13 protein-coding genes and 1 other RNA gene are annotated in these 23,385 nt (G+C 63.2%); 2 read left to right on the plus strand and 12 right to left on the minus strand.

All coding sequences use genetic code 11. The features are described from left to right. Window positions 1–12 precede the first annotated feature (12 nt). The 3 genes from IEV38_RS06865 to ubiD form a co-directional block, all read right to left on the minus strand. Window positions 13–1,158 carry an efflux RND transporter periplasmic adaptor subunit gene (locus IEV38_RS06865; protein ID WP_188395407.1) on the minus strand — a complete coding sequence of 382 codons (1,146 nt, stop codon included), beginning with the start codon at window positions 1,156–1,158 and terminating at the stop codon, window positions 13–15. A gap of 241 nt (window positions 1,159–1,399) precedes the next feature. Beyond that, an RNA gene (ffs, locus tag IEV38_RS06870) (signal recognition particle sRNA small type) lies at window positions 1,400–1,498 on the minus strand. A gap of 100 nt (window positions 1,499–1,598) precedes the next feature. Further along, window positions 1,599–3,083, minus strand: coding sequence for a 4-hydroxy-3-polyprenylbenzoate decarboxylase (gene ubiD / locus IEV38_RS06875; RefSeq protein WP_188395408.1), 1,485 nt, complete (start codon window positions 3,081–3,083; stop codon window positions 1,599–1,601). 471 nt (window positions 3,084–3,554) lie between these two features. On the opposite strand from ubiD, the gene IEV38_RS06880 reads away from it, so the two are divergent. Continuing rightward, a complete protein-coding gene (locus IEV38_RS06880; RefSeq protein ID WP_188395409.1) occupies window positions 3,555–4,544 on the plus strand; it encodes a transglycosylase SLT domain-containing protein in 990 nt (329 codons plus the stop codon). A gap of 103 nt (window positions 4,545–4,647) precedes the next feature. On the opposite strand, the gene IEV38_RS06885 is transcribed toward IEV38_RS06880, so the two are convergent. The 9 genes from IEV38_RS06885 to IEV38_RS06925 all read right to left on the minus strand — a co-directional run bounded on the left by IEV38_RS06885 (window position 4,648) and on the right by IEV38_RS06925 (window position 22,705). Then, window positions 4,648–5,865 (minus strand): pyridoxal phosphate-dependent aminotransferase, encoded by a 1,218-nt coding sequence (locus IEV38_RS06885; protein ID WP_188395410.1) that lies wholly within the window; start codon window positions 5,863–5,865, stop codon window positions 4,648–4,650. Window positions 5,866–5,947: 82 nt separating this feature from the next. Further along, window positions 5,948–6,418, minus strand: coding sequence for a transcription antitermination factor NusB (gene nusB, locus IEV38_RS06890; RefSeq protein ID WP_188395411.1), 471 nt, complete (start codon window positions 6,416–6,418; stop codon window positions 5,948–5,950). A 62-nt stretch (window positions 6,419–6,480) separates the two neighbouring features. Beyond that, a complete protein-coding gene (gene ribH / locus IEV38_RS06895) occupies window positions 6,481–6,975 on the minus strand; it encodes a 6,7-dimethyl-8-ribityllumazine synthase (protein WP_188395412.1) in 495 nt (164 codons plus the stop codon). A gap of 108 nt (window positions 6,976–7,083) precedes the next feature. Continuing rightward, window positions 7,084–8,196, minus strand: a complete 1,113-nt coding sequence (gene ribBA / locus IEV38_RS06900) for a bifunctional 3,4-dihydroxy-2-butanone-4-phosphate synthase/GTP cyclohydrolase II (protein WP_188395413.1) — start codon at window positions 8,194–8,196, stop codon at window positions 7,084–7,086. 103 nt (window positions 8,197–8,299) lie between these two features. Next, complete coding sequence (locus IEV38_RS06905; RefSeq protein WP_188395414.1) at window positions 8,300–10,243, minus strand: sensor histidine kinase; 1,944 nt, start codon at window positions 10,241–10,243, stop codon at window positions 8,300–8,302. Between the two features lie 179 nt (window positions 10,244–10,422). Then, window positions 10,423–11,082 (minus strand): response regulator transcription factor, encoded by a 660-nt coding sequence (locus IEV38_RS06910; protein ID WP_188395415.1) that lies wholly within the window; start codon window positions 11,080–11,082, stop codon window positions 10,423–10,425. A gap of 146 nt (window positions 11,083–11,228) precedes the next feature. Next, a complete protein-coding gene (locus tag IEV38_RS06915) occupies window positions 11,229–12,257 on the minus strand; it encodes an OmpA family protein (RefSeq protein ID WP_188395416.1) in 1,029 nt (342 codons plus the stop codon). 25 nt (window positions 12,258–12,282) lie between these two features. Further along, window positions 12,283–15,753: an Ig-like domain-containing protein gene (locus IEV38_RS06920; protein ID WP_188395417.1), complete on the minus strand. Its 3,471-nt coding sequence runs from the start codon at window positions 15,751–15,753 to the stop codon at window positions 12,283–12,285. 25 nt (window positions 15,754–15,778) lie between these two features. Continuing rightward, on the minus strand, window positions 15,779–22,705 hold the full coding sequence (locus IEV38_RS06925) for an SdrD B-like domain-containing protein (protein WP_188395418.1): 6,927 nt from the start codon (window positions 22,703–22,705) through the stop codon (window positions 15,779–15,781). A gap of 495 nt (window positions 22,706–23,200) precedes the next feature. On the opposite strand from IEV38_RS06925, the gene IEV38_RS06930 reads away from it, so the two are divergent. Beyond that, a partial coding sequence (locus IEV38_RS06930) for a hypothetical protein (protein ID WP_188395419.1) occupies window positions 23,201–23,385 on the plus strand: 185 nt, incomplete at its 3' end.

Here is a 23,385-nt window from a genome sequence, read left to right on the forward strand (position 1 = left end):
CCCGGCACCGCGTCAGGCATCGTCGGCCGGCATGACATTGGCGGCAGGTTCGGATTTGGTGCTGCTTTCCTTGACCTTGCTGCCGGGCCGCAGGTTCTGCGCACCCTCGATCACCACGCGCGTGCCGCCGGCAATGCCGGTGATCACGGCCTGCCCGTTCTCGATCGCCAGCACCTCGATCTTGCGGTCGATGACCGTATCGTCAGGCTGTACGACATAGATGAATTTCTCGACCGGTCCCGTCACCACCGCCTGCGCCGGCACCGTCACCGCGTTGCTGACGTGCCGCGTCACCATGCTGACGTTGACGAAGCCGCCGGGCCACAGCTTGTGATCCTTGTTGTCGAAACGCGCCTTCATGCGGATGGTGCCGCTCTGCGCATCGGTGGTGTTGTCGATGAACATCAGCCGGCCCTGCAGCGGCGGTTGCCCCGGCAGTTGCGCGGTGACCGGCGCATCGGCATTCGGATAGGTGCCGACCACGTTCATCAGTTCACGCTCGGGCAGTGAAAACGTGATGGCAATCGGATCGAGTTGCGTGATGGTCACCATCGGATCGCCGGCCGGCTGCGCCAGGCTGCCCGGAAACACGTTGATGATGCCGAGCCGGCCGTCGATGCTGGCCGTGATGCGGTTGTCGCCGAGCAGGATGGCGCTCGACTGCGCGGCCGCCTGGTTGGCCTTGATCGTGTTGCGCAGCGATTCGACGCGCGTGCGCGAGGTGTCGACCACCGCCTGCGAGACGAAATTCTTCTGCGCCAGATCCTGGTTGCGCTTGAGCGTCAGTTCGGCATCGGCCAGATCGGCCTGGGCCGCCGCCAGTTCGGCGCGGGAACGGGCCAGATTGGACTGGTCGTTGCGTTCGTCCAGCGTGAACAGCAATTGCCCGGCCTTGACGAACTGCCCTTCCTTCACGTGCACGGTACGCACGATGTTCTGCACCTTGGGCCGCACCTCGACCAGCGTGATCGGACTGACGTAGCCGTTGGCCTGCGCGGTCAGGGAAATGTCCTTCTGCTCGGCCAGCGCGGTACGCACGATCTGTGCACTGGCCTGCCGACTCGGCGCCTTGGATGTGTGGAAAAACTGAAAGTACCCGATCGCGCCGACCGCCAGAACACCGATGCCGATCAGGATGTGTTTGCTTGTTCGTTGCATGATGCCGAAAGGATGGAAGCGGCGGAAAAGCCGGCACCATCGACCGGATCGTGATCAACCGCAAGGAAAGCGTCTAGCCGCGAAGCTTAGCACGCACGGTGATGATGGACTGCAACATGCAGCGCAAAAATCCGCAGCAAACGAAAAAAATCCGGGGAGGGGTCTGTCGCGGGAGGAAAAGCGCATATCCATATAAGAAATGCGATCGCGACAGTCAGAGACAAATGAACAACGAATGAGAAGAGGCGAGCCTTGTCTGCGGCACTTGCGGGAAATGGCTGTGGCTGCTTCGTTCCCGACCTGACCAGGTTGACCATGCCACAATGCGCAGGGGCCCGCCGACCGACATTCTACCAGCAATGCCGGTCGCGCGCGCCGGAATTCGGACCGGCCGCATCAAAAGCCCGCCAGAAGCCGGCCGGCCGCACGCGCTTCTCTCGTCAGATTCCCAGGTCTTGCCAGATCGCATCCACGCGCTTGCGCACCTCGTCGCTCATCACGATCGGCGTGCCCCACTCGCGGCTGGTCTCGCCCGGCCACTTGTTGGTGGCGTCTATGCCCATCTTGCTGCCGAGGCCGCTGATCGGCGAGGCGAAATCCAGGTAATCGATCGGCGTGTTATCGACCAGCGTGGTGTCGCGCAGCGGATCGACACGCGTGGTGATGGCCCAGATGACTTCCTTCCAGTCGCGGATGTTGACGTCCTCGTCGACCACCACGATGAACTTCGTATACATGAACTGCCGCAAAAAGCTCCAGACGCCGAACATCACGCGCTTGGCATGGCCGGCATACGACTTCTTCATCTGCACCACCGCCATGCGATAACTGCAACCCTCGGGCGGCAGGTAGAAGTCGGTGATCTCCGAAAACTGCTTCTGCAGCAGCGGGATGAACACTTCGTTGAGCGCCACGCCGAGCACGGCCGGCTCGTCCGGCGGCTTGCCGGTATAGGTGGAGTGATAGATCGGATCGCGCCGCATCGTGATGCGGTCGATGGTGAAAACCGGGAAGCTGTCCTGCTCGTTGTAATAGCCGGTGTGGTCGCCGTAGGGTCCCTCGATCGCATGCTCGTAGCCGGACGGATGCGACTGGTCCGGGTAGATGTGCCCTTCCAGCACGATCTCGGCCGAAGCCGGCACGCGCAGTTCGCTGCCGATCGCCTTGACCAGCTCGGTGCGGCTGCCGCGCAGCAGGCCGGCGAACTGGTATTCGGACAGGCTGTCGGGGACCGGTGTCACCGCGCCCAGTATGGTCGCCGGATCGGCGCCGAGCGCGACCGCCACCGGATACGGCTGTCCCTTGCTCACGATCGCATGCTCGCGGAAATCCAGCGCGCCGCCGCGATGCGCGAGCCAGCGCATGATGACCTTGTTGCGCCCGATGACCTGCTGGCGATAGATGCCGAGGTTCTGGCGCTTCTTGTGCGGCCCCTTGGTGATGACGAGACCCCAGGTGATGAGAGGCGCGATGTCGCCCGGCCAGCAATGCTGGATCGGCAAACGTGCCAGATCGACATCATTGCCCTCCCACACGATCTCCTGGCATGGCGCGCTGCGCGACTCCTTGGGCGCCATGTCCCACAGCGCCTTGACCATGGAGGTCATCCCCAGCACATCCTTGAATCCCTTCGGCGGCTCGGGCTCCTTCAGCGTCGCCAGCACATGGCCGATGCGGCGCAGTTCGCCGACGTCCTCGGCACCCATGCCGAGCGCCACGCGGCGCGGCGTGCCGAACAGATTGCCGAGCACGGGAATCTTTTGCCCGGTCGGCTGCTCGAAGAGCAGCGCCGGGCCCTGCGCGCGCAAGGTACGGTCGCAAATCTCGGTCATTTCCAAATGCGGCGAAACAGGCACGTTTATGCGCTTAAGTTCGCCCATCTGTTGCAATTGAGAAATGAAGTCGCGCAAGTCGGAATATTTCATGTTTTTTTCGCGTTTTTCACCACAGGAACCGATCGATGAACAAAAAATTCCAAGTGATTGATTTCATTGATTTTTGGAAGAAAGCCCCAAAAATATAAGATTCAAAAGTTATAGAAACTTACTTTTATAGTATTGACTCGATATAAACGGACTCCTACAATTCGCGCAACTCGAAGAGCAGGTCCCGTATTTGAACATCAAACAGGACGGAAAAGAAACACTCTTCTCTCACGGAGGATCGGGCCTCCATCATGTTCACCGTTTTGCGAGGTGCGCAGCACCTCCTCCCGACAAGTTGTTTGCAAGGGATGGACCGCAGGAGCGATGTCCCACAGGCAATCGACTCCGACGCCCGTCTTGTGCCGCCGCGCGGCGAAGACAGGCGATTTCTCTGATTCACGGCATGTTCAGGGTTCTACATCCGGAAGCTGGTGGAGCCTTTCACCTGCCGCGTTAATCCAGGAGCAAGTAATGCTAGATCGTATGACCAAGGCGATGCGCAAAGCCGCCACCCAGCCTCCCCAGCGGGTCATTGCGCAATCCGCCACGACGCGTAGCGCTGCCGGCCATGCCGCAGCCACCGCGCGCCACGCAGTCATGATGCTCGGCCTGATCGCCATTGCCATCGTGACCACCATTTTCTTCAAGCCCGAAATGGCCGATAAACTGCAGGCGCTGTCGCCGTTCAGCGAAGCCGTCGCGTCAACCGCACCGGACGCCGAACTCGACATGCCGCCATTGGCCAACCTGATGGGTGAAGCCGTGGCGGCCGCTCAGAAGGAAGCCGCCGCCGAAAGCCTGGCAGCAGTCAACGCCCCTGCTGCTGCCGTCGCTCCCGGCCCCATGATCGGCACCGACCTACAGCAGAAGCGCGTGACCGAATGGATCTCCAAGCGCTACCGCGTGGCCAACGACGCCACCAACATGCTGGTCTCTGCCGCCTACCTGACGGCGCAGGAAATCAACCTCGACCCGTTGCTGATCCTGGCCGTGATGGCGATCGAGTCGCGCTTCAACCCGTTCGCCGAAAGCCCGGTCGGCGCGCAGGGCCTGATGCAGGTCATGTCCAAGGTCCATCACGACAAGTTCGCCGAGATGGGCGGTACGCAGGCGGCACTGAATCCGGTCGCCAACATCCGCGTCGGTTCGCTGATCCTGAAGGAATACGTGACGCGCGGCGGCTCGGTCGAGGCCGGCCTCAAGCGTTACGTGGGCGCAGCCGCCATGGCTGACGATGCCGGCTACGGCGCCAAGGTGCTCGGCGAATACGATCGCCTGAAGGCCGTTGCCAACGGCAAGCGCGTCTCGGTCTATGCCGCCATGGCCAGCCGCGCCGCGCCGAAACCGCAACCGATCCCGAATGCGACCGAGCAGAAGCAGCCGGAAATGGTCAGCACCGGCGGTGCCGTCGAAGACCTGGGCAAGAAGGAAAAACTGTCGGACAATCTGACCGCGCTGTAAAAATACCGCACAGAAAAACAAAAGGAGCCACATGGCTCCTTTTTTTATTGCCCGATCGGCACCACGACAGATCGGCCGGACTGCTCGACGCAAGACCTGCTTCTCATGCCGAAACGGCAAGAAATCGGCGTATGCGCGCCACCGCCTCGCGCAGGTTCTCGATGGAGGTCGCATACGAGATGCGCAGATAGCGCCGTGGCTCCGCCACGCCGAAATCCAGCCCCGGCACCATCACCACGCCCGCCTGCTCCAGCAGATCGCGGCTCAGGCGATCGGCATCATCCGACAGCGCCGAACAATCCGCATATATATAGAAGGCACCATCCGGCATCACCGGCACGCGAAAGCCGAGCGATTCCAGCGCCGGCACGATGTAGTCGCGCCTGCGCCGCATTTCCTGCCGGCGCTCCTCGTAGATCGCCTGCGCCTGCGGCGTGAAGCAGGCCAGCGCCGCATGCTGCGCCAGGCTGGAGGCGCAGATGAAGAGGTTCTGTGCCAGCTTTTCGACCGGCGCCACCAGGGCTTCGGGCACCACCAGCCAGCCCAGGCGCCAGCCGGTCATGTTGAAGTACTTGGAAAAGCTGTTGACGACCAGCACGTCCTCGCCCAGCGCCACCGCCGAGGACGGCGCGCCGTCGTAGCGCAGGCCGTTGTAGATTTCATCGACGATCGCAAATCCGCCCCGCTCGCGCACCGCCGCCACGATGCCGCGCAGCTCGTCGGGTGCGATCGAGGTGCCGGTCGGATTGGACGGCGACGCCAGCAGCACGCCGCGCGTCTGCGGCGACCAGTGTGCGCGCACCATCTCGGCCGACAACTGGAAGCGCTGCGCCGGACCGCAGGGGATCATGGTCGCCCGTCCTTCGAAGGCGGCGATGAAATGGCGGTTGCACGGATAGGACGGGTCGGACATCAGGACTTCGGCATCGCGCTCGATCAGCGCGGCGCACGCCAGCAGCAGCGCGGCCGATGCGCCGGCGGTGACGACGATGCGCGACGGCGCGACCGCGACGCCGTAGGTATCGAGGTAATGCCGGGCGATCGCCTCGCGCAGCGCCGGCAGGCCGGTGGCCGAGGTGTATTGCAGGCGGCCGTCCGCCATCGCACGCGCGGCGGCGTCCAGCACCGGCTGCGGCGCCGTGAAGTCGGGCTCGCCGATGCCCATGTGGATGAGGTGCCGCCCCTGCGCCTCGAGTTCGGCGGCGCGCTTGGCAAGTTCCATTACGTGGAACGGCGCGATGCGCTCGAGACGGGCGGCCAGCGGAATCGCGGACGGGTTCAGAGACGGATGCGGAGACAGATGCGGAGACGGATGCGGCATCGATGGATGTCCTCAATGAAAATCGCCACCGGCACAGCGGTGGCGAACGGTTCCGGATGGCGGCGGTATACCGGCTCGCCGATCAGCTCTTGCGGCCGGCGTTGACCTCGGTTTCGCGCGCGCTCGCCGCATACTTGTCGAGCACGCCGTTGACGTACTTGTGGCCGTCGATGCCGCCGAAGGACTTGGTCAGCTCGACCGCCTCGTTGATGACGACCTTGTACGGAATCTCGAGGTGGTTGCGCAGTTCGTAGGCGCCGATCAGCAAGGCCGCATGCTCGACCGGCGACAGTGCCGAAATGTCACGGTCGATCAGCGGCGCCAGGCCGGTGCGCAACTCGGGGGCCTGCTTGACGGTGCCGTACAGCAGCGCATCGAAATGCTCGGCATCGGCCTTGTCGAAGCCATGCGCCTGACGGATGTGCAGCTCGATCGCGCGTACTTCCTCGTTGTTCAGCAGCCACTGGTAGAGGCCCTGCAGGGCGAACTCGCGTGCGCGATGGCGCGGCGTGCGGTTCTTGTTGGGATTGGCGTGTTCGGATTTTTGGGTCATGGCTTGCATTCGCACGCCGTCATGTGGCGCATCTGTTGGAAATGAATAAACAGCAAGGACGATCAGTCGTCGTCTTCGTCGTCAACCGCGTCGGCCAGGTCTTCGAGCGCGATGGTCAGGTTCGCCATCTCGACCGCCACGCGCGCGGCGTCGGTGCCCTTCTCCGCCATGCGCGCCTCGGCCTGTTCGTCGGTATCGGTGGTCAGCACCGCGTTGGCGATCGGAATGCCGAAGTCGAGGCCGACGCGCGTGATGCCGGCGCCCGATTCGTTCGACACCAGCTCGAAATGATAGGTCTCGCCGCGGATCACGGCGCCGATCGCGATCAGCGCGTCGAACTGGCCGGTCTCGGCCATCTTGCGCAGCGCCAGCGGGATTTCGAGCGCGCCCGGCACGGTCACCAGCAGGATGTCCTCGTCGGCGATACCGAGGTGCTTGAGCTGGGCCAGGCAGGCAGCCAGCAGGCCATGGCAGACGTCCTGGTTGAAACGCGCCTGCACGATGCCGATGCGCAATTCCTCGCCGTTCAGATTGATGTCGTAAGTGCCAACGGTCATGGTGCTTCCTTCATGCGCGACTGCGCTTCACTGATGGTGGAACCGGACCGGCAAACGCCGCTCCGGAGAAAACGAAAACTCAACGGCCCTTCGCAACTGAACGAATGTTCAGTTTTCAGGCGTGGCCTGGTAGCCGGTCACCTCGAGGTTGAAGCCGGTCATGGACGGCATCTTGCGCGGTTTGGCCAGCAGCTTCATGCGGCCGACCGACAGGTCGCGCAGGATCTGCGCGCCGATGCCGTAGGTGCGCAGGTCCATGCGCGCGGCACGCGGTTGCGGACGTGACGCCGGATTCTCGAGTGCCTCGAATTCGGAAAACAGTTCGTCGGCCGATTCCTCGCAGTTCAGCAGCACCATCACGCCGCGCTCGGACTGGCGGATCGCCTGCATCGCCGAAGCCATGTTCCACGAGTGGGTGGTGGCCTTAGTTTCCAGCAGGTCGAGCACCGAGACCGGCTGATGCACGCGCACCAGCGTTTCGTGGTCCGGCGTAATCTCGCCATGTACCAGCGCCAGGTGCGCGCCGCCGCTCGGCTTGTCGCGGTACAGCACGGCCTGGAAGGTGCCGTGTACGGTTTCCATGGCGCGCTCGCCGACGCGCTCGACGAAGCATTCGTTCTGGCTGCGGTAATGGATCAGGTCGGCGATGGTGCCGATCTTGAGGCCGTGCGTTCTGGCGAATTCGATCAGGTCGGGCAGGCGCGCCATGGTGCCGTCGTCCTTCATGATCTCGCAGATCACGGCGGCCGGCGTCAGTCCCGCCAGTTCGGCCAGGTCGCAGCCGGCTTCGGTATGGCCGGCGCGCATCAGCACGCCGCCCTTCTGCGCCTTGAGCGGAAAGATGTGGCCGGGCTGCACGATGTCGGTCGGCCGCGCGTCCTTCCCTACCGCCGCCTGCACCGTGCGTGCGCGGTCGGCGGCAGAGATACCGGTGGTCACGCCTTCGGCCGCCTCGATCGAGACCGTGAAGGCGGTGCCGTAGGACGTGCCGTTGCGCGCCGTCATCATGGTCAGCGCAAGCTGGTCGCAGCGTTCCTCGGTCAGCGTCAGGCAGATCAGGCCGCGGCCGTACCTGGCCATGAAGTTGATCGCTTCCGGCGTGACGAAATCGGCGGCCAGCACCAGATCGCCTTCGTTCTCGCGGTCTTCCTCGTCGACCAGGATCACCATGCGCCCGGCACGGAGTTCCTCGACGATTTCCTGGGTAGTTGAAATGGACATGGGGATATTCTCGGGACAGGCCGCTATTCTAAAGGATTGCATGGCGCCGGGCCAGATGGCGGCGCCACCGCGCGAGATTCTTACGTCCCGCGCGACGCGCGCGTCAGACCTGCGCAACCGGCAGAAAGATGCGGAAAATATTGCCACCGCCCGGCGGACAGATCAGCGTCAGCTCGCCACCATGCTGCTGCACAAACTGGCGCGCCAGCGTCAGGCCCAGGCCGGTGCCCACGCGGTTGGCTCTGGCACGGCCACGGTAATAACGCTCGAATATCCTTTCCCGCTCGTCTTCGCGGATCGCCGGGCCATCGTCGGCAATATCGATGTGCCAGCCGCCCAGCGTTTCGCGCGCCGACAGCACGATGTTGCTGCCGGGCGGACTGTACTTGACGGCATTGTCAACCAGCGTGCGCAAGATCAGCCGCAAGCCGTTCGGGTCGGCGTGCAGCAGCAGTCCGGGATCGACTTCGATATGCGGCACATGGTGATCGGACAATGCCTGCGCCGCATCCACGGCATCCTCGAACAGCGGCAGGATAGGAATCTTCTGTGGCGAAATTCCGTGCGAGAACTGTTCGAAGCGTTCGTCGTTCAGATAATCGTCGAACAGCAGAGAGAGCCGCCGCGTCGCCTGCCGGATTTTCTGCACACGCGCCCTGCCCTTGCTGCTGGCCGCTGCCGCCTCGCGCTCGAGGTTCTGTGCGGTGGCATCGATCACCGCCAGTGGCGTGCGCAATTCGTGCGAGACGGTGGCGATGAACTGGCGCTGCTCGCGCTGCACGGTCTGCGCGTGCGAGAGCGCGCTTTCGACGCTCTGCTTGGCCTTGATCAGCTCGCGCGTGCGCACATCGACGAGTTTCTCGAGCTCCTGCTCGGAGCGGTGCGAAATGCGCAGCATCTTGTGCTGCGCCAGTTCCTTGTCGAGTCGCATGGCATAGTAACGTCGGCTGACCGCATAGAAGACGATCAGGAAGAACGTCATGGAACTGATGTACATCGCGTTCTGGCTGAACCAGGTGCTAGGCAGGAACTGGTAGTTGACCAGCGACACGTAGAAAAAGCTGCCGGTCAGGAATACGCCGCCGACGATGAACGTCAGGCGAATCTCGTTGGCGCTGCGCAAGGCGGGACGCCAGAGCACGATCACCGATGCCGGTATGATCACCAGAACCATGCCAAGCTGGACTAGATGCACCGCGTAACGCCCGTAAGGGGTCAACGAAAACATGAATGCGAGCGCGCAGAAGGTCCACACGCTGTTCAGATAGATGCGTGTGAAGCGTGGCCGGCTGCGCGGCATGTTGACGAAGTGAAAGAAGAACTGGATGCAGCTGCCGAACATGAAGGCCATCGATAGCATGAATAGTGCCGGGAACCACTGCGGATGCGCCGGCATCACGTATTGCTGCCAGAGACCGGTGGTGGTCAATGTGGTGAAAATGCAGCCCGATACATAGAGCGCGAAGCACAGATAGACGCGATCACGCATGACACGCTCGAACCACAGGCTGGCCAGCGTCAGCAGCATATAGATGCCGATATACAGACCGAACAGCAACTGTTCCTTGCCGACCGCAGACAGGAAGGCGGTCGGTTGCCACAGCGTGAGCTTGACGGTGCGCCAGACGCCACTGTCTATGCGCATGTAATAGGTCCGCAACTCGCCGTCCGGAATCTCGAGCTTGAACAATGGATTGCGATAGCCGATCTCGCGCTGCGCAAACGGGATGCTGGTGCCATCTTCGCGCGCGGCATAACCGCCGCGACCATCCGGCGCATACAACACAATGTGCCGCAGAAAGGCGGGATGCACCTCGAGCCACCACTCCTTGTCGGCCGGCTGTCGATTGACCACGGTAAAACGTATCCATACCGCAGCGCCGACCTGGCCACGCTCGAGTCCGCGCGCGACGGGTACGAAACGATTGGCCATGGCGGGATCGGCCACCTGCGCGATCGTCGAGGTACGGTCGGAATCGACCCAGGAGTCCAGGTGTCCCTGCAATGCGACCTTCGGAGCGTCCAGCGATACGGGCGTCTGCGCCATGGCTGGAACACCGGCGAACAGCAACAGCAGAAAGAGAACAAAAGGCGGCAAATGCATGAAATACCGGTCAGCTCATGTCGATGGCAGAAAGGCAAGCATGGCACATGCATGCTGCCTTGCCCGACGAAAGACCTGATTGTACCGGCGCAGGCAATCTTCAGGCATCGCCGTTTGCGCGATCAAAACAGATCGATCTCCGCGCTGAAGATGAAGCCCTTGCCGTGCTCGGTACGGCAAGGCAGCTCCTTGCCGCTGTTGCGCAACCAGCGGCGGCGCAGACGGCTGACGGTCTGGTCGAGCCGACGCTCGTCGAACTGCAGCCAGTCGACACCGGATGCGGCTGCGATCGCCTTGCGGCTGACGATCTCGCCCGCATGCCTGACCAGCAGTTCCATCAGAATCATCTCCTGCTCGTTGAGCAGTTCGGAGTGACCGCTCGGCGAGACCAGCTTGCGCTCCCGCACGTGCAGCTGCCAGCTGGTGCTGACACGGCGCTCGAGCGCCGCCAGGTGCGCTGCCAGTTCCTCGAAACTGACCGGTTTGACCAGGTAGAAGTCCGAGCTCTCACGCAGGCTGGCGATCTTGTTCTTGAGCCCGCCCTGCGCGGTGAACATCACGATGCCGCACTTGGGACGTGCTGCACGCAGTCTGGCGGCGACCTGCATGCCGTCGCCATCGGGCAGGCCGACGTCGATGATGGCGATATCGAACGCATCGATCATCGATTCGAAACCTCCCACGGTACCCGCTTCCAGAACGCGATATCCCTCGCTCATCAGAAAATCAGCAACTTCCTCCCGCAAATCGACTTCGTCTTCCAGCAGCAAGACTGTCGTCATGCTTCCACCACCTTTCCCGACTTCGCCCGCCATTCTACGTGCGGGCAAAATCCATCATCAATGAATATCGGCGACCAATCCTCGCCATCCTTGCTTGCATTACCGGTTGCGTTGTTTACGCAACACTTTCTGCCATCTCCCTGCATTCAGGGCTGCGCATCCTCGTGGACGATCACCTCGACCCGACGATTCGGCTGCAGGCAGTCGATCAGGGCCTTTCTCGGCGACACGCCCTCGCATGCCTTGACCTGCTCGGTCAGACCGCGGCCTTCGGCCGTGATCGGCACGCGCACGCCGCGCTGCTCCAGATAAGCCTTGACCGTGTTGGCGCGCGACTCGCTGAGCTTCTGGTTATAGGCCTTTCCGCCCAGACGGTCGGTGTGTCCGATCACACTCAGACGCTTGACGTTGGGGAAGCCCGTGCGCAGCTTCTCGGCCATCTCGTCGAGTTCCTCGCGGCCCTTGACCAGCAGGTCCTGCTCGGTGGATTTGTCGAAGCGGAACAGCGCATCGGCCGACAGGGTCAGCTTGACCGGGGCCGCAACGGGTGGCGCCGGTGGCGGCGCGCATTTCTCGGCCGCCTGCTCGGCGGCGCCGGTCAGGTCCTCGGCGATCTGCACGTAGGGCTTGGCATGACGCCAGCCGGCATCGTGGATTTCGTTACCGGCATGCACCAGCTCGACTTCGGCGCAGGCGGTCTGCTGGGTCGCGCACTGGAAGCCGGCGTGCTTCTTCAGCGCGTCGTAGCGCTCCCACAGGTCGGGGCGCAGCTTCTCGGCGCCATTGACCAGCGGCGTTTCCCAGCCCGGATCCTTCTTCTCTTCCAGCGACGTCAGGATGCGCTGGCTTTCTTCCAGCGCGGCCTGCGGGAAGCCGCCGCGGTCGTTGCGGCTGTATTCGTGGAAGGACACGTCGAGCCAGCATTGCGCCTTCGACAGGTGATAGTCGGCCACGCGGCGGCCGCCGTCGTTCAGGGTCTTGATGCGCTGCTGCGTGTCGCGATAGATGCCGTGGTCGCGATGGATGGCGCGATCGGTGATGCGGTCTTCCTGCGGCGTCAGCACCGGGTTCGTGTTTTCCTGCGCCACGGCGAAGGCCGATGCCAGCGTCAGGCAGGCCGCAGCGACCACGATCAGGCCGCTGCGGAAAACGAATGGGGAGTGGTTCTTGTTCATGTCATCTTTCCTTGTATGCGTGTGATCAGCGGTCGAGCGCGGTATTGCGAACCTTGTCGTTGCCGGCAAACAGGTTCTCGTCGAACTTGAAGCGGATACGGATGTAGAAGCCCTGGTTCGTGTAGTCGGAACCGGTCAGGTCGCGATCGCGGAAACCGCGCCAGTTGTAGCCGGCCGACAGCCACAGGTTGTCCTGCAGCTGGTAGCCCGCCTCCAGGCCGAGCGCATGCTGACGCGCGTTGCCCTGCGGGCTGTACAGGATCGAGGCCAGGCCGCTGATGTCCCAGCGCTTGGTGATGTCGTAGGTCACGCGGCCGCCGAGCAGGTAGGCGCGGTAGGCATCGCTGCGGCCGTCGAAGTAGTCGCGCTGCGACTTGGCGGCGAAGCGGCCGCCGAACCACCACGGACGCGACGGATGGTATTCGGCATGCACCGAGACGATGTGCTTGTCGAAGCCTTCGTTGTTGCTGCCTGCCGGATCGCCCGGATAGTAGGCCTCGCCGTCGCTGCCGTAGGACGGCAGGTAGCTGTTCAAGCCGCTCTTGTCGCGCTGGGTCCAGTATTCGTAGCGCGCCAGCACGTTGAGGCGGTTGGTGTCGGTATCGCGGTAGGCGACGCCGAGCTGCAGCTTGTCCTCATGCAGGTTGCCGGCATGGCCGCGGTTGTCCGTGTACAGCAGGTAGTTGCGGCCGAGGAAGGTCCAGTCGCGGTTGATCTTGCGCGCCACGCTGACGATGGACAGCCAGGTGTCGTTGCCGGCCAGCGCCGGGGCATTCGCACCCTCGCCTTCGCGGTCCTTCAGGCGACGCCATTCGAGCCGGTTGGACAGCAGCCACAGATCGTTCGGACGCCATTCGATGGCGCCGGTCAATGCGTAGGCATCCTGCGCCTGGCCGCGATAGACGCGCAGGTATTCGGCCGAGGTCGCGACCTTGACGGTCTCGCTCAGGTTCCAGCCGTTGCGCAGGCCGCTGGCCGATTGCAGCTGCTCGCCGCCGATCGAGTCGCGCAGGCGGTATTCGGAGAACACGCGCTGGTTCGGCAGGTACTGCGTATCGGCACCGAACACGAAGGCATTGCTGTCGTAAATCCCGTTGGCCGCCTGCGGCGAAGACAGGCCGCTCATCCATTCGTACTTGCCGTACAGACGCCCCACCTCGCTGAAGCGCCAGGCGGCGCCGAGCGCGGCACGCTGGTAGCTGTCGCCATCGATGCTGTGCTCGTACTCGCCGAACAGGTCGATGCGTTCGGTGGCGCGGTAGTTGGCGCGCACGCGCAGGCCGGTGCTTTGGTAATCAACACCGGCCAGGCCGTAGTTGGTACCGCCGTAGCCATAGCCGGTCTGCGCATTGATTAGGCTGGAACCGTAGCCGAAGCCGACGCTCGGCGACGGATCGACCAGCAGGCCCGAGCCGGAACTGACAAGCGCGTTGGCATAATCACCGGCCTTCTCATCGGTGTGCGTCAGCGCCACGTCGAGGTCGAGGCGCTCGTTGACCGCGTAGGCGGCGCCCAATGCCAGCGCATCGCGCGATGCCTTGGCGGTGCGATGCTTGCTGTGGTTGCCTTCGGCATACAGCGCCCACTGGTCGGTCAGGCGCTTGGTGACCTTGAGCGCGCCCTCTTCACGTCCCTGCGCCAGCGAGGCCGACGGGTTGTTGAAGTAGGGATCGCTGCGGCCATAGTAGAAACGTGCCTGCAGCGTATCGTCGTTGTGCAGCGCTTCCACGCGCCACGCGTTGCCGTCGACTTCCTGCAGCACGCCGCCGGTAGCCGGCGGCTGACCGAACTGCTGCTGCAGGCTGTACGGGTTGCCGAAGAGCGAGTTGCCCAATGTGTTGCCATCACCCAGCACGCTCTGGCTGCGCGCGACTTCGGCCACGATGGTGGTCTTCTCACTCGGGTTGAAGCTGGCGTTGGCGCTCATCAACGTATAGGGCGCATACGGGTTCTTGTCCTTGGCATAGCTGCCTCCGACTTCGACGCGCTCGCCCAGGCGTACCTGCCCGTCGATGCCATAGACCCAGAATTTCTCGCCGTTGGATTCGACCTCGTAGGTCACGCGCAGCGACTTCGGATTGCCGTTGACGTCGACCGACGGCAGCGGCTGGTTGAGCAGGATGCGGCCCGAGAACGGCTCGAAGCTGTAGTCGCCGCCGCGCTGCAAGGTTTCCACTGCGAGGATCACGGCCGGCTGGTAGCGGTCGCGCGTGATGATCTCGACCTTTTCGGTGCCGGCCACGGCATCGCGCTTGGAGACCGCGAACGGTCCCGAGATGCCCTGCCCCGGGAACTCCTCGACCAGCTGCACCAGGCTGTCCTTGGTGACGAAGCCGTTGAGCAGCACGCCGTTTTCGTCGTAGTGGCCGCGCGCGCCGGTCACGCTGCGGCTGTAGTTGCCGAGGTCGCGCTTGCGTACCGAGGCGACGTTGCCGCCGCCGCTGACCTGGCTGAAGCCGTCGCCGGTGTTGAAGTCGCCGAACAGCACGTACGACCGATCCTTGTCGATGCGCACGTAAAGCTTGGATGTCGATTGGGCCTCGAAGCCGCGGATCGAGGAGTCGCCATAGACCGCGTAGTAATCGTCCGGACGGATCGAGCGGAACAGGCGCTCGTAGGTATCCTTGTCGGAATCGTAGGCCATGGTCAGCAAGGCATCGCCCTTGATCTTCCCTTTCAGAAAGAAGGCGGTGCGCATCGCGTTGTAGCGCTTGCCGTCGCTGCTGCTGTGCGAGAAGCTCGTGATCTCGCGCTCGAAACCGTCGTCGCGGCGCGCATCGGTCAATTGCAGCGGCGACTTGCTGTCGAACTTGATGATGCCTTCGATCAGGCCGACCGCCAGCATTTCGCGCAGCTCGGGCACGAAGCTGATCACGCCCTGCGCCTGCGCGCGGCCCGCCGTCATGCGCACCGTCACGTCCTGCGGTTCGAACGGCGCCAGCAGCAGCACTTCCGCCTTGCCGTCCACCACCTTGACCTGCGTGCCGCGCGAGATGCGGTCAACGTCGGTCTTGCCCGGACCGAACTCGTCGGTCGCTGCGCCCGGGATCTGGATACGGCCGGCCGTGGCTTCGACCGTGACGAAAGTCTCGCCCTTGACCGGCTTGCCGTCGTAATCGAGCACGTTGATCGTCATGCGCGCCGGTGTCTGGCCGTCGGCCGGCAGGCTGTTCTGCGCCACCGAGACACGAAGCATGCCGACCTTGGCGTTGTCCATGTAGTTGGCATCGCCGATCTGCGCCGGCAGCACGCGCGACGAAGTCGCCGGCAGGTTGCTGTTGGTGCTGTTGAGCGGCAGCAGGTCGAGGCCGTTGCCCATGATGCCGCTGCTGCCCTCGATCGCGCTCGGCGCCGGTTCCAGATAACCGGGACCGGAATGCGCCACGCTCTGCGCGAAGGCCGGCATGGCGCCGCTTACCGCCAGCGCCAGTGCAGTGCGGCGCATGACGCGCAGCCCGCGTCCCGCCGAACGGCGGAAGATGATGTCAGATGGCATGACAGAACTCTTGGTGACAGGAGACTTAGCGTGCATCGCGGCCTCCCTGGTTGATTTCCAGCTGGCGGACAGGCGTGTCGCGCTCGCTCACGGTTTCCGCCGGCAACGCCTTCTCGATGGCTTCGCGGCTGTCCATGCGCGGCTTGACGATCACCTGGTTGGCGCTGTCGGTGCCCTGCTGCGGATAGTTGGGCGCCTTGCCTTCGAAGGTGAAGCCGACGCCGCCCTTCTTCTCCACGTGCGGCGCCGAGATCTCGCCTTGCGTGCGGCGCGCCTTCACCTGTTCGAGCACGGTGTTGGAGCACGAACCCTCGATGAAGTCGGCGCGTTGCAACTCGCCCTTCTTCAGGTCGAGGAACAGGCTGTTGGCATCGCCGACATTGCGGTTGCTGCTGACCACCAGACGGCTGCCGCGCGGCAACGTGGTCGAGTCGACCTTGAGCACGTGCGTCTTCGGCGAGAAGCCGCAGTAGCTGTACTTGCCTTCGCTGTCGCTGATCAGGAACAGGCCGTTCTCGGCATACAGGCGCACGCCCGGAACGCCCAGTTCTTCGTGATCCTTGATCTGGTTGCCGTTGCAATCGACATAGACCATGCCGACGATGCAGGCGTCGTCCGTGAACACGCCGCCGCTCACCTTGACACGCCAGCGCGCCTCGTTCGAGCACTTGGTGTTCGGATTCAGCGGGCACTCTGCGCTGGCGCGGTTGACACCGTCGCCCTGCATGCCGCCCACGCCGAGACGCACGCGATAGGTGATCGTGACCTTGGCACCCGGCGCGATCTGGTCGAGCGAATAGGTGATCGCCGGACCCGGCGCGCCCTTCATCTCGAGCAGCGTGGCGCCGCGCACACGCGAGGTATCGTCGATCAGGCGGAAGCCCTGCGGCAGACGGTCCACGATGTTCGGCCGGACCACCATCGCCCGCGAGATGTTCGAGATCTCGAGCGTGTAGCTCACCATGTCGCCGAGTTCGGCTTCGCGCTTGTTGGCGGTCTTGACGATGGACAGCAGGCCCGCGCCTTCCACGTTGGCCGGCACGTTGGCGCAGCGCGTGTCGGTGCAGTTGCTGCCCGGCGTCGGCGGATCGCCGCGCGTGTCGCCACCGCCGCCGACCGACGCATAGTTGGTCGAGACACCGATCGGCGTGGTGACATCGACCGTCACCGGCACGCGCACGTCGGCCGTGCCGTTGGCCGGCGCCAGCGGCGTGGTCGGCGCGAAATCGAAGGTCACGATCACGCCATTGGCGATGTCGCCGGTACGGACCACGTTGGAAATCACGCCATCGCTGCTTGCCAGTGGGTTGGCCGGATCGAGATCCAGGCCTGGCGGCAGGTGCTCGATCAGATTCAGCGTGCCGATGGTCGCCGCCTCGCCGCTGTTGGTGATGGTCAGCGTGTATTCGTCGGTATTGCCGAGGATGAGCGTGGCCGGACCGGTCTTGGCCAGCGCCAGCACCGGCGGACCGAACACCTTGACTTCATCCTGGGCGCAATGCTGGTCGGTGCAGCCAGGTCCCGGCGTGCCCGGCGGCACGTACGGATCGCCGCCGCCGGTCACCGTGGCGTAGTTGATCACGGCCTCGCCCTGCGCCAGTGCCGCGACATCGACATGCACCTGCAACACGGCCGTACCGCCGGTAGCGGCAATCGGATTGGTCGGCAGGAAATCGAAGCGTACGGTCTGACCGCTGACCACCATGTTGCTGATCGTACCCATCGCACTGGTGATTGGATCGGTCGCGATCAGGCTCATGCCCGGCGGCAGCGTATCGGCCAGCTGCAGCGCGCCGAAGGTCGGCGAATCGCCCCTGTTGGTGACGGTCAGTTCGTAGGTCGCCTGCTGGCCGACGATGACGTCGCCGATATGTCGCTTGGCCAGCGCCAGCTCGACGCGCGTACCGTTGAGCACGGCAAAGTTGGTCTGCGTGATGATGGAGCCGGATACAACAACGACACCTCCCACGACATTGGCATTGGTACGCGTACCAGGATTCGATCCTGTCACATTGGCGCCCGTTTCACCGCCCGGATAGGAACCCGGATTTTCGTTCTGCACGGGATCGGCAGGACGCGATGGATTGGTTTTGGTCACCACATACCCGGCCGAATTGCTTGGACGCAGTCCTTCGAAACGGTAGCTGCCATCCGAACCCGTAATCGTCGTCATCGTGACCGACTGTCCGAGGTCGTTGGTACCGGTCAGCGTGACGGTCACGCCTGCAAACGGCCAATCCGTACCCGATTGGTAATTGGAACCTGCCGTACCCTTCTCGGTATAGACAATCCCGCCGATGCTGGCCGGCAGCACTTCGCCGAAGTTGTTGTTGATCGACTGCGCAGTACTGTCGCTGATCAGAATGTTGCTGATCGAGCTGGGTGCCGAGGAGCCGGTTTCGCCAATGACCGTGGTCGCCGTGCCCGGTGTTCCGCCGCCGCTGGCGCCGCCGACCAGCTCGACCGTGCCAGGCGTGGTCTTGCCGCGCAACGTGGCGACACCTTCGCTGACCGGTTGCGTTGCCTGGATCACCGTGTAACGGCCCGGCTTGTCGAGCGGGAAGCTGTAGAAGCCGTTGGCATCGGTCTGCACCGTCAGAGTGACGACCACGTCGTCGCCGCTGCAGACGGCAGGCGGCGCAGCGCCGACCGCGGCAGTGTTCACCACGTCGTCAACGCCGGCATGGCAACCGATCAGCGTCATGCTGACGCCGGCCAGCGGCTTTTCGCCCGCATCCTTGCTGCCATCATTATCTGCATCCAGATAGACATAGCCCGAGATTTTCAGGTTCGATGACGAAGCCGTCGTCAGTTCCGGAAAGTCGAACTGCACGCCGTTGCCGCCGCCGTCGACCACGATGCCGCCGATCACGCTGGTCGTATCGGTATTGCTAACCGCATAGGACGAAGCCGCAGGATGCACGTTCGTGCTGCTGCCGTTGCGCACCGTGCGCGCCACGTTCGGCTGCGGATTGCCGTTGCCGAATCCGGTTGGCTGCGTCTGCGTGATGGTGTAACCCGCCGCATCGGACGGCGCCAGGCCGGCAAACAGATAATCGCCGCGCAGCGAACCGGAACCCGGTGCGGCATTGCTGGTGGTGGTGGTGATATCGACCGCATTGCCGTACTTGTCGGTACCCGTCAGGCGCAGGGTCACGCCGCCGATGCCCTGATCCGCGGTCTCGGTCTCGCCGTTCTGGTCGCCGTCGTTGTTCAGGTCGACAAACACGCGCCCGGACAGGCTGGCATCGCGAATCTGCACGACAGAGGTATCGGCATCGTTGGCCGGATTGCGGTCGATCGATACGTCGTTGCCGCTGCTGTCCTTGCCCGGCTCCACGCGCACGTTGTTGATACGGTCGGTCAGGAACGGTGCATTGGTCGATCCGTCGTAGAGACGCGGCTTGGCGCGCGCATACAGCGTCACGGTCGCGGAGTTGCTGCTGGCACTGCCGACACGGAACAGGCCCGCGATGTCGCAGGTGATTTCCTGCCGCTGCGCCAGGGTGGTCACGCTGCCGACGCCATTGGAAACGAAGCAGACGTTGTCCGTGCCGTTGGCCGGTACGCTGCCGACAACGGTCAGATTGCCGCCGGGAGCGGATACCGTGGTGCTGCCGGAACCGACAATGTGCGGCGCGTGCGCACCGGTATTGATCCATTCGAAACCGGTCGGCAGCGTATCGACGATGCGCAGCTTGGTCGTGTCCGAAGTGCCGGCGTTATAGACCTTGATATCGAAGCGGATCGGCTGCGCGATGTCGGCCGGCGAAGGCGTGCCGGTTTCCTTGATCACGCCCAGATCGGTAGCCGGCAGCACGGTCGAGTTGGCGCTCGCCGCGTTGTTGCCCTTGTCCGGCTCGTAGTTGCCGTACTCATCGGGCGTGATCGTGATGGTGTTGCCGAAACTGGTCGGTCCGGTCGGCGGCGTGCCGGACTGGCTGAGTGCAGTGAATTCAACGACGAAGTTGACCTCGCTATTGGCATCGAGATAGTTGTCCGCCGCCACATTGCTCAGGCGACAGACCACGTTGGCATTGGCGGCCGCCTGCATGCAGGTCACCGTTGCGTCCTTGCTCTCGTCCAGTGTGAAATTGGCTTCCGCAGCAGCTGCATTGACGCCGCTGACAGCGACGAACTGCATCGCGAATCCGGGCGCTGCCGTCAGCACGTCGGTCAGCACGATACCCTCGGCACGCGACGGTCCCTTGTTCTGCGCACGGATCAGGTATCTCAGCCGATCGCCGTAGGCAATCAGGTCATCGACGTTGTTCTTCTTGACGAGCGTATCGACCTGCGGTGCCACCACTTCGAATTCCACGGTCCTCGTATTGTTCCTGATCGCCTCGTCGGCCGGCTCGCTGGCGCACGCGATTGCCGACGCATTGGCCATCTCGCAGCTCGAAGTGCTTACCGATGCCGTGTTCGCATCCGTCCGACCATAGGGATTGCCGGTCTTCGGACGAACCGTGATGGCGGACGTGAAGAAACTGTTGGGGGTCAGCGTGGTATTGCCGCACGCGATCTCGTAGGCGGTGGGGGTCTCGTTGACGGTACAGTCCGTGTTGCTCGGTCCCCAGGTGGCGCTGACGAACTCGTACTTGTCCTTGTCGAGCACGTCGCGCATGACCACGTCGTCAGCCGTATTCGGGCCGTAGTTGCGCGTCGAGATGGTGAAGGTCGCCGGCATGTTGGTCATGACCGGATCGGGGTTCACACTCTTGCTGACGAGTGCGACATCGACCACATGCCCGACAGCGAACCGGGTGTCGTCGTTCAGCTTGGAACCGGCCCCGAGAATCGCGTCCGGCGACGTGACGTTGGCTCTATTGGTGATGGAAGCGGCCGCTCCGAATGGACGCTGCAAACGGATGATGATCGTGCGCGTCTGTGCAGCCGCCACGTTCTTGAGCACGCAATTCACGTTCCCCGCACTGATGCTGCAACTTTCTTCCGCGCCCGCACCTCCCGCGATCTCTGCAGTCACCGTGGTAGCCGGACGCGCCGGGCGACCGGTAGCCGGATCGGCCGCTACCGCAGCCTGATAATTGGGAATGCTGTCCCTGACATTCAGGGTTGGCACCGTGTCGCCACCGGTATTTTCGACCTGAATGCGGAAATACATGTCCTTGTCGGTCGCGGCAAGCGTGGTCATGTCGCTCCACGAAGCGTTGTCGCCCGAGCCCTGCTTGTCGATGGTAATTACCGCACGCTTGTTGGTGGCCGAAGCGCTGCCGTCGTCGCAGTCGGCCGCTTCCGTCGTGCCGTCAGCCGGATCGGCTGGCTGCGGTCCGTTCGCCGACGTCAGGCCCAAGCGGCTCAATGCGGTGGAGCCGGTGCAAGCGGTATTGGCCAGCACGGTCAGGTCCGTCAACGTGGCCGAGGCGCGCGTGGTCAGCGTCAGCGTCAACGTCGCATCGACCGCCAGCGTGCCGCCCTCGGTACGTTCGCAGACGACACGCCGCCGCCCTGCTCCAGCCGAATCCGCGCCCTGGTCGACGCAGGTCCAGCCGGCGCTGCCGGAAACGAATTCTTCCGCATTGGCCATGTCGTCAACTACGCGCAACGGTGTACTGCCGCCGGCAGCGCTATAAACCGCGTCGGCAATCCCGTGATTCCTGACCACGATGCTACTGCTCATGTTCTGTCCGGCCTCCACCAGCGCCGGGGTCTTGTTCTTCGTCAGACCCAGATCGGCATACGGCGGCTCGATGTTGACGGCAGTGCTGTCCAGATTGTTCGACTCGATCGGATCAGTGATGCCGGGCGGCGGCGTGGTCTGCGCATACAGCGTGGTATTGCCGGCAACGGTCGGCGTCGTGACCGGAATCGGCCATTGCTGGTTGGAGCCGGAAGTGACCAGTCCGCTGGTACATTCGACGACCGTACCCGGCGTAGTACCGACCGTGCCCGCTCCCAAATTGACGCAACCGGCAGGCAGAGTGCCAAGCGTGAAGCCGGCAGGAATGGTGGTGCGCACCTTGCCGCCGTCGACTGCGGACGGACCATGGTTGCTCATGCGGATGATCAAATCCTGCTCGACGCCGGTCGGAATGTTGCCAGGGAATTCGATGCCTGCTTCCAGATCCGCGCCCGGCGTCACCACTACCTTGATGTTACCGCTGCCGATGGTGCCCGGATCGGAATCCTGGTAGTTCTCGCTGTTGGGCGGCTGCGGCAGGATGTGCGCATTGTTGTCGAAGTCGCCGGTCCCGGCACCGACCACCTTGCCGCGCACCTCGATCGGCGGCAGATCGCCCACAGCGCGTGGACCGTTCAGGTCGCAGGTCAGGACATTGCCGGCACGCGCGCAACTCCAGCCGGGCGCTGTCGTACCGATATACTGGAACAGGCTATCGTCCGGAAGGTTGTCCGTCACACGCAACGTGGCATTTGCAGGCAAGGAATCGCCAGTGGCGATCTCCGGTCGCAGCGTATACGACAGCAGCGAAGCGCCTGCCACGCTGATGGGTGTCGCGTAATCCGTGGGAGCCGGCGTGCCGGTCGGGTGCGCCACCTTGCTCACGCGCAGGTCGCCGCCGGTCACCACGGTCACGGCCATCAACTGCGTGTCGTTGCCGGTATTGTCATCGGCCGGCACGCTGGCGGTGGTCGTGTTGGCACCGGCCAGACGTCCGCGCACCGTCCACGACAGCGTTTCGGGCGTGATGTTTGCAGCCGGATCGACCGTGCAGGTCAGCATTTCGTCGACGCCTGCGGTTCCCGTCTTCGAGCAGTTGCCGGGGACCGCACCTTCGAGCTGCACCACGGTCGGAATCGGTAACGTGACCACCACCGGTCCGCTGCCCGTGAAACGGGCAACCTTGACCGACAAGGTTGCAATGCCATTGTTAGGAATGATGCCGGGATCGCTCTGGAAATCGGTCACGCCAAAGTCGGCCGCCGTTGCCGCCAGCGGCAGCGTTCCCAGGATCGACAATACCGCCCCCATCAGGACGCCTGTCCACTTGTGCCGGAGACTGCCGTTTCCGGCCTCCCGCGTTCTGGCAACAGATTGGCCGCCAGCCTCTGGCTTGAGGCATGACAAAAAGGAAGTGATGACGTTCATGAGTCCAATCCCAGCGGTTGAATCGATACAAAATTCGCCGGGCGCCGAGCGCGCCGACCGTGTCATTTCCCTCCTTCAAGCCAGAACCGAAGCGGAGAACGCAGGCATGCTCAAGGGGAAAATGTTTCTCAGCCGGGATTCTCGGAGGAAAGGAATACGGGTTTCTGACGATTTCTGACAAGAAACTAAACGTCTACGAACCTCATGAACTGACTGAACTGGAGCCAAATGCCGGTAGATCGAGGCAGGATGCGGGATTGGAAGTTGAAGAATAGAGAACCGATGTTTCCGGTTTGCACAATTGCTTCATCCAAACAATTGTTAACGAGGGACATATTTCCGAAAATCAATACATATGTCGCCCGTCAGGTGTTCGGGATGAAGAAAGAAAAGTGCGAGGAAGAGGAGGAAGAGGAGGAAGAGGAGGAAGAGGAGGAAGAGGAGGAAGAGGAGGAAGAGGAGGAAGAGGAAGAGGAAGAGGAAGAGGAAGAGGAAGAGGAAGAGGAAGAGGAAGAGGAAGAGGAAGAGGAAGAGGAAGAGGAAGAGGAAGAGGAAGAGGAAGA

The sequence above is a fragment of the Oxalicibacterium flavum genome, assembly GCF_014635065.1.
Classification (GTDB): domain Bacteria; phylum Pseudomonadota; class Gammaproteobacteria; order Burkholderiales; family Burkholderiaceae_D; genus Oxalicibacterium; species Oxalicibacterium flavum.